We start from the raw sequence: 10,927 nt of genomic DNA on the forward strand, positions 1-10,927 counted from the left end.
AGGTGTACATCTCATCATCAGCGGAGGTACTCTATGGATTTCACCAAAATGACCACGAGTGAGTTCGTGGCCAAAATTCGCGAATCCCAAGCGAAAAATCTGCGAAGCAGACAGCATCAGGGCTACGGTCATCCCGAAAAGCGTTTGCCTAGCAAGCAAGGTATTTAACAAACAAAAGCCCTCCCGTTGAGCTCCTTTGGCTACAACGGGTGGGCTTTTGTCATTGTTATTGTGGATCCTGCTTATTCAGGTTACGATCTTTTTCGGACTTTTGCTTCTGGGTACCTTGCGTCTTGCTGCTGTGTCCTTGATTGCCGCCATTCTTCGTATTACGATTGTTTGACAACAGAATCCCTTCCTTTTCATTCTGGTATTCATGCCAAACGTAGTATGTCCCAAACGGCTTGTTCATAATGAAGAATTACTTCGCTTCACCCATAAATACTTTCTTTCCATCCTCATACTTGTACACGTATACGGAAGCAAAGTCGTTGTCGCCTTTTTCATTGAATGTTACGTTAACGAATTTGCCTTTGTAATCTTTGGTTTTGTGAACAGCTTCCAGCACTTGTTCACGAGTTGGCTTTTTGCCGCCGTTTGCTTTAATCGCTTCTTCCAGTCCGTTCAGCATAACACCCATGGAGTCATAACCAAAGGAAGTGAAGATCCCTACTTTGTTGCCAGTCGCGCTCTCGAAGTCTGTGATCCATTTCTTGCCGTCTTCGGTAGCACCAATATCGCCAACAGTAGAAGTAAAGACTACGTTATTGGCATTTTCCGCACCAGCAATTTTCACCATGTCAGCAGAGTCGTAGCCATCTCCACCCATAAAGACACCTTTGAAGCCTTTTTCACGTGCTTGCTTCACGATGATTCCTGCATCAGAGTAGTATCCACCGAAGTAGATCATCTCTGGATTTTTCGCAAGGATTTGGGTGATGATCGCACTATAATCCTTCTCGCCTGCCGTTACCCCTTCAAAGCCGAGAACTTGTACGCCGTCTTTTTCAAATTGCTTTTTCACTTCTGTTGCAAGACCTTGTCCATAGGCAGCCTTGTCATGCATAACGAACGCCGTTTTTACATTCAACTGATTTTTGGCAAAAATAGCAGCCTTGGAGCCTTGTTGATCATCACGCGCACAAATGCGGTGTACGATCTTCTTGCCTTGCTCAGTCAAATCTGATCCCGTTGCGGAAGGAGATACCATTACGAGCTTCTCTTGCTCGTATTGCGCTGCTGCTGTGATCGAAGCACCTGTTGTAGCATGGCCAACTACTCCGACTACGTCAGGATTTGAAATCAACATTTGCGCGACTGCTACCCCTTGTTTCGGGTCAGCTTGGTCGTCTTGCGCGGACAATTCAACATCAAAGCCAAGTGCTTTGAATGCCTCCTTTTTTTCTTTCAATGCATATTCAGCACCAGCTTTTGCTGTGCTTCCGTAATCGGAGTACTGACCAGACATCGGACCAACTACAGCAATCACGAGCTTCTCAGTAGCTCCGCTTGCACCGCCCGTGCTTCCTCCACTATTGTTGCTGGGCTGTGGTGTCGCGCTTTGTCCACCAGTCCCCGTACCTCCACCACAGCCCGCGAGCAATGTGCTCAGAGCAAATGTTGCAGCCAGTATCGACAATGATTTCTGTTTTTTCATAGCAAAACATCCCCCTCTTTATTTATGAGCAAACTATGAATCACAATCTTATTGTAGGATATTTTAGAAAATTTGCAATAGAAATGATTGAAGGAAGAATCAATTAAATAACCTCTTTCGCTGTCTGCTAATAGAGGCGTACGCATGTAGTAAGAAAGCAAATAGCCACTTCTACGCATAGAAGTGGCTATCTTGATGAGAAGTTCCATTCATTTCTAGGAATTAATTGGAATGCTCAGCTTGTAAGTGAGCGTTTTTGCATCGTACTCTACTTTTGCACCCAATTCTTGGGCGATGAATACGAGAGGAACGAGCACTGCTCCGGTCACTGGACGTGGCGGATTTGCTACACTGGTTTCTTTGCCGTTTTTATAAGCAAAGTTTTTGTTTTCGTACATACGTAGAGCGTACGTATTGTCTTTGGCAACCAGCAGAGATTTGGTCGTGCTATCCCATGCTGCGGAACCACCCAAAGCAATCGCCAATGTGCTCGCATTCACATACGCAACACCATTTTCAGTAACGATCTCTTCTGGGAATGGGAACTCCTTGCCGTTTAGCTGAACCTTGATTTTTTGTTGCTGTACAGGAGCAGGCGCAGTTTGGGCAAACGCAGCCGTTGCTGCTACACTTCCTGTTAGAAGAGCCGCTGTCAGCATCATTGTTGAAAACTTGCGAAGCATAATAAACACCCCTTAAATATCATGAAATGAATTCCAATTTTGTAAAGTTCGACACGAATCAACTTTTTCCTTCTTTTTTATCCCATACATTTCCTATGTAATTCTCTCACTAAACATGACAAGACTAGGAAAAAAATAAAATATCCCACGAACAAATGTTTTTGTGCACAACCTGTGCATAACATTGTGGATAACTTTCGAAAGTGAGGCTTACCATGGCAGGGGAACGTTTTTTTCTCATTTATCAAGAGGCCAGTGACGAGGAATGCTTATTGACCATTGAACCATACAAAGATCAACAGGAGCTGGCGGAAGCCATCAATCAGCTACAGGCCAAACAAGTCGATGAATATACGATCATCAAGGGAAAAAAGATGAAAGCCACGCTGAAACTCGCCGTCGATTTGACCGAAGCCGATGAGAATTCTAAGGAATGAATGTTTTCTTTTTCGAGTAGGTTTAGACAGAGGGAAATTGGCAAACATGGTAGTGAGGGCGCGCACTTATGTGTTTGACCTTCATTGACCTTTTGTGTATGATATTGTTACAAAGAGAGGAGGAAGACTAGATGCATATGAATTTAATTCCAACCGTCATTGAACAGACGAACCGCGGGGAACGTGCTTACGACATTTATTCCCGCCTGCTCAAAGACCGCATCATCTTTCTGGGAACCCCAATCAACGACACCGTAGCCAATATCGTTGTGGCACAGTTGTTGTTCCTTCAGGCGGAAGATCCGGAGAAAGACATTCACTTGTACATAAACAGCCCAGGCGGTTCTATTACTGCTGGTATGGCAATTTACGATACTATGCACTTCATCAAGCCAGATGTATCCACCATTTGTATCGGAATGGCTGCTTCGATGGGAGCATTCCTGCTGGCTGCTGGGGCAAAAGGCAAACGCTTTGCTCTGCCAAACAGTGAAGTCATGATCCACCAACCATTGGGTGGAGCCCAAGGACAAGCGAGCGACATTGAGATTGCCGCAAAACGTATTTTGAAGATGCGTGATCATCTGAACACCATCCTGGCTGAACGCACTGGACAGCCTTTGGAGCGCATCCAAAAGGATACCGATCGCGACAACTTCCTCTCTGCCGCAGAAGCAGTAGAGTACGGATTGATTGACAAAGTCATCACTTCCGAACCGTCTTCCAAAAAATAAGAGATACCTAGTAAAAAAAGAAGCACTCGTGCCTGAACTATGGGCCGAGTGTTTTTTTGTATGCCGAGCAAGCCCCAAGAGGCTTCCCTTGGTTTGCTCGGCTTTTTCGATGAATCATTGTGATACTTCCATTAACTGACTGACATAGACCGTCCGGCTATGTCCTGGATTTTTTTCCTCATGCACACGTGCTGTTGACGTTTTTTCGTCTACAGCATCGATCCAAACGGCTTGTCCTTCGTACTCTACCTTGATATGGTCGTCGGAGCTCATAATGGCCTGTGCTCTCGTTACATTCATAAGCGGCTCCCTATTGCTCATCTTCAAGGGCTTGCTTGGCTGACGACGCCCCTGTCATCGTGTCTACAGTTGTTTCTTCAATCAGGCCGTTTTGATCGGAAACAACTCCACCTCCCAGTCCCTCGTTCACCATCCGATCAATGTCCATATCATAACAATCGCGGCCTTCGTAACACTTATCACGGTTACTCATGTGTCATTCCTCCTTCATGCAATATACATGGTTAGAAATGCCCTGCCCGAAGTGAATTGATACATATTCATCAAGATAACCAACAAAAAAAGACACCTTCCATACGGGAAAAGTGTCTCTCGTGACTCTATTCTTCTTTGCTTACCAGATTCGTAAGGCTGGTGACTGCCTGGGAGGCATCCGGCCCTTCTGCTAAAATGGTAATTTCCGTTCCAGAGCTGATTGCGAGGCTCATGATACCCATGATGCTTTTCGCATTGACCTTCTTGTTGCCTTTTTCTACGAATACTTCCGATGCAAAACGGTTAGCCTCCTGAACGAAAAAGGCTGCTGGACGAGCTTGCAAACCGGTCTTTAACTGAACCACGACCTGCTGTTGAACCATGAATGGACCTCCTCACTTGTAGACTATTATCCTTAAGTATAACATGCATCTACATCGAAATATTTTGTTTTTCTCGTATTTTGTCAGCGATTTCGTTAATTTTTCGCAAGCGGTGGTTAATACCCGATTTGCTCACTACTCCGCTTGGCACCATCTCACCCAATTCTTTCAAATTGATGTCAGGATGAGCCACTCGAAGCTCCGCGACCTCTCGCAGACGTTTTGGCAAATTCTCCAATCCCATCTCTTGATCGATGAGCTGAATATTTTCCATTTGTCTGGTGGCTGCATTCACCGTTTTGTTTATGTTGGCGATTTCACAATTGTGTAAACGGTTTACTGAGTTCCGCATGTCCTTTACGATTCGAACGTCCTCGAAATACAGAAGCGCCTGATGAGCTCCAATCAAGCTCAAAAACTCTGTAATCTTTTCGCCTTCTTTAATATAGAGAACATACCCTTTTTTCCGCTCGATGCACTTGGCATTTAGTTTATACCGATTGGCGATCTTGGTCAATGCTTCGCAAAAATCCTGATAGGAAGTAAAAATCTCCAGATGATAGCTGGATGCCTCTGGATGATTCACAGATCCCCCCGCCAAAAAAGCCCCCCGCAAATAAGCAGCGCGGCAACAGGACTTCTTCACGATCTCAGGGGCGATTCCTGGGATAAACGACAGGCTTTGATCCATGATGCCCAAGTCTTGCAAAACCTCATTGGCCTTATTCGGAATACGCACAATGTAAACGTTGTTCTTTTTCAAACGCATTTTTTTGCGAACCAGCAGTTCAGCGTGTATCTGAAACAGCCTCTTGATTAACGTGTAAATACGTCGGGCAATCGCCGCGTTCTCTGTCGTCACATCCAGCACCAGTCGTCCGGCTCCAAACTGCAGACTTCCATTCATCCGAATCAAGGCTGAGAGCTCTGCCTTGCTGCAGCAATCGGCACCCTCCGTCATGGTAAGTTCTTTTTTGGTATGCGCGGCGAATGACATCGACTTCACTACTCCTTCTCTATCTTCAGCACCTTCCGTCTTCGTCTGACCAGTGACACAATCTGCTTGCTGACAGCATGTGCATCATGACGTAGGTATCCGTCCTCAAATGTGACTAACGGCCTCGCCACAACATGCAGACCGAGTTGGCGCAGTTGCTTTAAGTCACATCGGACAGGAGCTGCTCCTTTTTCCGCGTATTTGTCCAATACATGGGTAGGCAGCTCGGCTGAATTGACAATGATCGTATCCAGAAATGGTCTATCTACATGTTCATACATGACATTCACGTGCCTGGATGCAGAAAAACCGTCTGTCTCCCCCGGTTGTGTCATGACGTTACAAATATAGATTTTCGGGGCTTGTGCGCGTGTAATCGCTTCAAATAACCCGCGTACTAATAAATTGGGCAGGATGCTCGTGTACAAGCTGCCAGGCCCAATCAAAATGGCATCCGCGTCGGCAATAGCCATCAGGGCTTCGCTCAGAGGAACAGCATCCTCCGGGTCAAGGAACACCCGCTTGATTTCTTTGCCAGTCAACGGTATTTGGGATTCTCCGATTACGAGAGATCCATCTGTCATTTCCGCTTTCAACTGAATCGATTGCGTGGAAGCTGGCAATACATCTCCACGCACTGCCAAAACCCCGCTTAATGTTTTGACTGCGGTGACAAAGTCTCCAGTGATTTCGTTCATCGCTGCAAGTAATAGATTTCCCAAATTATGCCCTGCTAATCCCGTGCCTGTGGAAAAACGATATTGCATGACTTTTTCCATCAATGGCTCTGTATCGGCCAGAGCAGTCAAGACGTTTCGAATGTCGCCAGGTGGAAGCATATCCATTTCTTCTCGCAAACGTCCAGAGCTTCCCCCATCGTCTGCTACCGTAACAATCGCTGTGATATGCACCGGCTCGTGCTTTAAACCGCGTAGAAGGACGGACAGACCCGTTCCTCCGCCAATAACGACTACCCGTAATGGCCTTGACTGTAGCCTCCCGACTCCCTTAGTAGGCATATGTCACCTCATTATTTCTAATACACATACCACAGGTGGCTATTTATGCGCGTTTCAGTCTTTCCTGCCATCTTATGCTCATTTGTTCTTCTCCATGTCTCGATGACTGACACGGACAGAAAAATCTTTGCCAAAGGTTTCTCCCAAATGTTCTGCAATGGCGACCGAGCGATGTTTGCCACCGGTGCATCCAATTCCTATCACAAGTTGACTTTTTCCTTCTCGCTGGTAATGCGGCAGGGTGTACCCCAAAAAGTCTGTAAGCTTTTCTAAGAATTCTTTTGTGTCCTTGTGCTGCATCACATACTCTGCCACCTCTGGATCACATCCTGTTTTCGGACGCAAATCCTCCACATAATGCGGGTTAGGCAAAAAACGGACATCGAACATCAAGTCAGCGTCTATTGGTGCGCCGTATTTGAAACCAAACGACAATACATTAATCGTAAGTGGTGATCCTTGTTGACCATATTGGTTGATGATTTTTTCTCGAAGCTGAACTGGCTTCAATTGACTCGTATCAATAATCTGATGCGCCCAGCCCTTCATTTCCTCCAACAAACGGCGCTCAGCGTGAATTCCTTCCAAAGGCGAACCGTTCGGGGAAAGAGGATGTCTGCGACGTGTTTCCTTATAGCGAGAAACCAATGTCTGATCGTTCGCATCCAGATAAAGGATGTGGTACGATAATCCATTCATTTGATTGAGGCTCTCCATAGTTACGGCTAGATTTTCAAAAAACTCACGCCCTCGCAAGTCAATCACCAATGCGACTCGCTCAATACTCCCACCAGACTGTTTGACCAACTCAGCAAATTTGGGAATCAGTACAGGGGGTAGGTTGTCTACACAAAAGAAGCCCAGGTCCTCCAAGCTTTGTACAGCAACTGTCTTTCCCGCACCTGACATTCCGGTAATAATCAGGAGATTCATGGCCTTGTCGTTTCCCAATTCCGTCACGCAACTCGCCTCCTACGATTCTGACAATAGCATACCATATTGTCGACCTTATTCGCACCTTTTTGAACGGCTTCCCCTGTTTTTCCAATGACGTCTTCTACAAGCGTAAAAAGCTTTTTTAGAAAAAAAGATGCGTGACTGAATGCCAGCCACGCAACAATTGTTTATATAGATAAGGGGGTCAATTCATTGTCTATAGATTACTCTTGAATTATTTCACCCATGTTACAAGCAGATTAAGAGATTGTGACATTTTGTTCCTTTAGCTTTTCATTCAGCTCTTCTACATAGTGTTGAGCAGATTGAGCAGCGATAGAACCGTCTCCAGTAGCTGTCACGACCTGGCGCAGCATTTTTTCGCGTACATCCCCTGCCGCAAATACACCTTTTACTTTGGTGTTCATTTTTTCGTCTGTCAGTACGTAGCCTGCGTCGTTAGTGATGCCCAGTGGACGGACGCTTGCAGTCAATGGGTCCATACCAACGTAGATGAATACACCATCTGCTGGGTATTCTCTTTGTTCACCTGTTTTGGTGTTTTCCAAGAGAACCGCTTGTACTTTGCCTTCACCACGGATCTCTTTTAGTTCTGTATCCCAGATCACTTCGATTTTTTCGTTATCGAAAGCGCGTTTTTGCAGGATTTTCTGTGCACGGAACTGATCACGACGGTGTACGATCGTCACTTTGGAAGCGAAGCGAGTAAGGAACACAGCCTCTTCTACCGCGGAGTCTCCTCCACCAACAACCACCAGCTCTTTATTGCGGAAAAATGCACCGTCGCATACCGCGCAGTAAGAAACGCCACGGCCGGACAATTCTTTTTCGCCTTGTACTCCGAGCAAACGATGCTCTGCACCAGTTGCCACAATAACAGATTTGGTCAAGTATTCCTTGTCACCCGTGATAACGCGCTTGTACGGCTCTTCATCGCGGATTTCCTTGATCTCGCCATAAGCATACTCCGCACCGAATTGCTGTGCATGCTCAAACATTTTTGTAGAGAGATCAGGGCCAAGAATGGAAGTGAAGCCTGGGTAGTTCTCGATATCTTCCGTGTTCGCCATTTGACCGCCCGGGATCCCTCTCTCCAGCATCAATGTGCTCATGTTCGCACGGGATGTATATACAGCAGCCGTCATTCCAGCAGGGCCAGCTCCGGCGATAATAACATCATAAATTTTTTGATCGCTCATGCTTGTTGCCTCCTCGTCTCACACAGTTCTGTTTCCTTATTTAAATTAATTATAATGTAATAATCTATTTAAAATCAAGTGTCGACAAAACTTTGACGCACTTTGCCAAGGTAGCGGCAGAAATGCCGTATTTTTGAGCTAGAAGGGCTTGTGACTGTTTTTCGTTCGTTATCGTTCCGTATACATATTCCAATGCTGCGACCCACGCTACTTCTTTTCGCACTTGTACACGACTTTGGGCATATTCATGATGCTTGCGCCATGCGTCAAGGCACCATTCTCCAGCCTCTTGCTTGCCCTGTGAGAGCAAATAACGGCTTATGCCTTCTTCTATACTGCTCATTCCCTCTTCCGTCTTCAGTGAACCATTTGCTCCATCAGGAGTTCCTTCCGGCATGTCTGCACCCATATCAGCCAGAGCCAGCAAAGCCAACTTTTGCAGTTGTTGGTTATCCGTCTGGTAGTAAAATTGACGGACCGCAGTTTCAGCTTCATCGTCTCCGATCAGAGACAAGGTTTGCAGCACCGCGAATTTCACTTCATCGCGTCCATGCTGCAACGCCCAGAGAAGGGAAGCACGGATCATCGGGTCAGTTTTAAAATCTTCCACTCCCGTGAATGAAGCCTTTTCCCAAGAAACATCACGCTGGGTCGTATTGTATTGGTAGGGGATCGGTTTTATAGTCTCCCCTTCTTGTTCGTTTTTTACCATTTGAATGTATTGATCTGCGATGCCTGCTTCTGGATCTAACTGCTTGGCTTTTTGCCACCAGCGCAGTGCCTGATCCTTTTTCCCACTCAAATAAGCGGAGATCGCAGCGTAGTGGTACGTGCATGCTTCATGTGGCCGTCCATTTCGCAGCATGCGTTGGTAATGGAAATACGCTTCGTCATGCTGGCCAAGCACTCCCATTGTTGTTGCGAGCTTATACGTATTTTCCGGATGGAACGGAACGACCTTTTTCAGCATATCAATCAAGCTCAACAGCTCTATCGTTTGATTGTGATGGGAGAGCAAAACCGCCAGATTGCAAAGTGCATGCAGGTTTCCTTCTTCCTTATCCAGCGTCTGTTCGATTGTCTCCATCGCCTTCTGGAATTCCCCAGCATAATAGTAGGCGAGAGACAAATTGTTCCACGCTGGCAAAAAGTCAGGATCAGCCTCGACGATTTCTTTTAAGGTATCCAATGCCTCCAGGAAACGTCCCTCTTCCAGACTGCGACGAGCTCGTTCATGCTTACTGTATACGTCCTCTTTTTCACTTGGGAGGAAGTGGCGCGGTGGCATGTCCAGCTCAAAGTAAATATAGTCGAGGAGCTCTTCGGCATCTTCCCGATACGGTCCGGTGCTATCTTCTTGTAAATAACGAACAGCCATTTCTTCTGCCATATGGTAATCTTCTAAGTTGGCATAGTTGTTCGCCATGTAAAAATACACTTCTGTCATCGATGGGTCCCATTTTTCTATCACTTCATATAGGACTTCATTCGACGCTTCAAACTGTCCGGTTTCAGCTAAAGCACTAGCCAAATGGCAGTGGCATTCTGCATTCGTCGGCTCCATTTCAACTGCTCGGCGAAATGAACGCAATGCTTTATCATAGTCGTACCGATTCAAACAACGCATGCCTCGGTCAACAAAAAAAGCAGCATCTTGCTTAAAGTCAACGACGGTCGTTTTCTTCAAAATACTTTTGTTATGTTTCATAAAACCTCCAACATCGTAGGAGCTTACACTCCAAGTATCGTACCAGAAGCATCGGCACCCTACAAGCTGACTCGTCTTTTAAAGTGTTCAGCGGATAAAGCAAGAAACACCACTGGCCCATAGCAAGTGGTGTTTACGAACAAAAATGGAGCGGACGAAGGGTCTCGAACCCTCGACCTTCGCCTTGGCAAGGCGACGCTCTACCAATTGAGCTACGTCCGCATATCTTATCAACTATTTATATTTGTCCGATTGAAAAAACTGGTGAGCCATGAAGGACTCGAACCTTCGACCCTCTGATTAAAAGTCAGATGCTCTACCAACTGAGCTAATGGCTCGTACATGGTGGCTCGGGACGGAATCGAACCGCCGACACGAGGATTTTCAGTCCTCTGCTCTACCGACTGAGCTACCGAGCCATATACTATGTGCGCCACTCTTGAATAAGAATGGCGGAGCTGACGGGACTCGAACCCGCGACCTCCGGTGTGACAGACCGGCGTGAACTCCAACTTCACCACAGCTCCATATAGAAGGCTTGTTCCTTCAAAACTGAATACGCATGATTGCTAAGAATGTGTGGATAAGTCCTCGACCGATTAGTATTCGTCAGCTCCACGCGTTACCGCGCTTCCACACCGAACCTATCAACCTCATC

13 protein-coding genes and 4 tRNA genes are annotated in these 10,927 nt (G+C 46.3%); 3 read left to right on the plus strand and 14 right to left on the minus strand.

Annotated features, from left to right (window positions below):
• Window positions 1-33: 33 nt before the first annotated feature.
• Window positions 34-168, plus strand: coding sequence for a DUF4023 domain-containing protein (locus tag ASG16_RS07645; RefSeq protein ID WP_082517298.1), 135 nt, complete (start codon window positions 34-36; stop codon window positions 166-168).
• A 253-nt stretch (window positions 169-421) separates the two neighbouring features.
• Here ASG16_RS07645 and ASG16_RS07655 read toward each other — a convergent pair whose 3' ends face one another.
• Both ASG16_RS07655 and ASG16_RS07660 read right to left on the minus strand, forming a co-directional pair.
• Window positions 422-1,657, minus strand: coding sequence for a branched-chain amino acid ABC transporter substrate-binding protein (locus tag ASG16_RS07655; protein WP_056495124.1), 1,236 nt, complete (start codon window positions 1,655-1,657; stop codon window positions 422-424).
• Between the two features lie 215 nt (window positions 1,658-1,872).
• A complete protein-coding gene (locus ASG16_RS07660) occupies window positions 1,873-2,340 on the minus strand; it encodes a copper amine oxidase N-terminal domain-containing protein (protein ID WP_056495119.1) in 468 nt (155 codons plus the stop codon).
• Between the two features lie 215 nt (window positions 2,341-2,555).
• Between ASG16_RS07660 and ASG16_RS07665 the strand changes: the two genes are divergently transcribed.
• Together ASG16_RS07665 and clpP are read left to right on the plus strand one after the other, a co-directional pair.
• Complete coding sequence (locus ASG16_RS07665) at window positions 2,556-2,777, plus strand: hypothetical protein (RefSeq protein ID WP_026043328.1); 222 nt, start codon at window positions 2,556-2,558, stop codon at window positions 2,775-2,777.
• Between the two features lie 131 nt (window positions 2,778-2,908).
• Entirely contained in the window at window positions 2,909-3,511 is a 603-nt protein-coding gene (clpP, locus tag ASG16_RS07670; protein ID WP_007720441.1) for an ATP-dependent Clp endopeptidase proteolytic subunit ClpP, read from the plus strand.
• A 114-nt stretch (window positions 3,512-3,625) separates the two neighbouring features.
• Here clpP and ASG16_RS07675 read toward each other — a convergent pair whose 3' ends face one another.
• From ASG16_RS07675 to ASG16_RS07730, 12 genes are all read right to left on the minus strand, one after another.
• Window positions 3,626-3,811, minus strand: a complete 186-nt coding sequence (locus tag ASG16_RS07675; RefSeq protein ID WP_017251623.1) for an H-type small acid-soluble spore protein — start codon at window positions 3,809-3,811, stop codon at window positions 3,626-3,628.
• A gap of 10 nt (window positions 3,812-3,821) precedes the next feature.
• Window positions 3,822-4,004 (minus strand): hypothetical protein, encoded by a 183-nt coding sequence (locus ASG16_RS07680; RefSeq protein WP_007720436.1) that lies wholly within the window; start codon window positions 4,002-4,004, stop codon window positions 3,822-3,824.
• Window positions 4,005-4,131: 127 nt separating this feature from the next.
• Complete coding sequence (locus tag ASG16_RS07685; protein WP_048034964.1) at window positions 4,132-4,389, minus strand: HPr family phosphocarrier protein; 258 nt, start codon at window positions 4,387-4,389, stop codon at window positions 4,132-4,134.
• Between the two features lie 49 nt (window positions 4,390-4,438).
• Window positions 4,439-5,386: a DNA-binding protein WhiA gene (whiA, locus tag ASG16_RS07690; protein ID WP_048034965.1), complete on the minus strand. Its 948-nt coding sequence runs from the start codon at window positions 5,384-5,386 to the stop codon at window positions 4,439-4,441.
• An 8-nt stretch (window positions 5,387-5,394) separates the two neighbouring features.
• Window positions 5,395-6,405, minus strand: a complete 1,011-nt coding sequence (gene mgfK / locus ASG16_RS07695) for a gluconeogenesis morphogenetic factor MgfK (RefSeq protein ID WP_056495117.1) — start codon at window positions 6,403-6,405, stop codon at window positions 5,395-5,397.
• A gap of 78 nt (window positions 6,406-6,483) precedes the next feature.
• The gene (gene rapZ / locus ASG16_RS07700) at window positions 6,484-7,365 is read right to left on the minus strand and encodes an RNase adapter RapZ (RefSeq protein ID WP_056495114.1); all 882 of its coding nucleotides are present in this window, start codon (window positions 7,363-7,365) and stop codon (window positions 6,484-6,486) included.
• 236 nt (window positions 7,366-7,601) lie between these two features.
• Entirely contained in the window at window positions 7,602-8,561 is a 960-nt protein-coding gene (gene trxB, locus ASG16_RS07705) for a thioredoxin-disulfide reductase (protein ID WP_048034968.1), read from the minus strand.
• A gap of 64 nt (window positions 8,562-8,625) precedes the next feature.
• Window positions 8,626-10,269, minus strand: coding sequence for a tetratricopeptide repeat protein (locus tag ASG16_RS07710; RefSeq protein ID WP_056495110.1), 1,644 nt, complete (start codon window positions 10,267-10,269; stop codon window positions 8,626-8,628).
• Window positions 10,270-10,415: 146 nt separating this feature from the next.
• Window positions 10,416-10,491: transfer RNA gene (locus ASG16_RS07715), tRNA-Gly, on the minus strand.
• Window positions 10,492-10,531: 40 nt separating this feature from the next.
• Window positions 10,532-10,607, minus strand: a tRNA-Lys gene (locus ASG16_RS07720).
• A 5-nt stretch (window positions 10,608-10,612) separates the two neighbouring features.
• Window positions 10,613-10,688 (minus strand) — tRNA-Phe (locus tag ASG16_RS07725).
• A gap of 31 nt (window positions 10,689-10,719) precedes the next feature.
• Window positions 10,720-10,796, minus strand: a tRNA-Asp gene (locus ASG16_RS07730).
• Window positions 10,797-10,927: the final 131 nt, after the last annotated feature.

This window comes from Brevibacillus sp. Leaf182 (assembly GCF_001423865.2).
Classification (GTDB): Bacteria; Bacillota; Bacilli; order Brevibacillales; family Brevibacillaceae; genus Brevibacillus; species Brevibacillus brevis_C.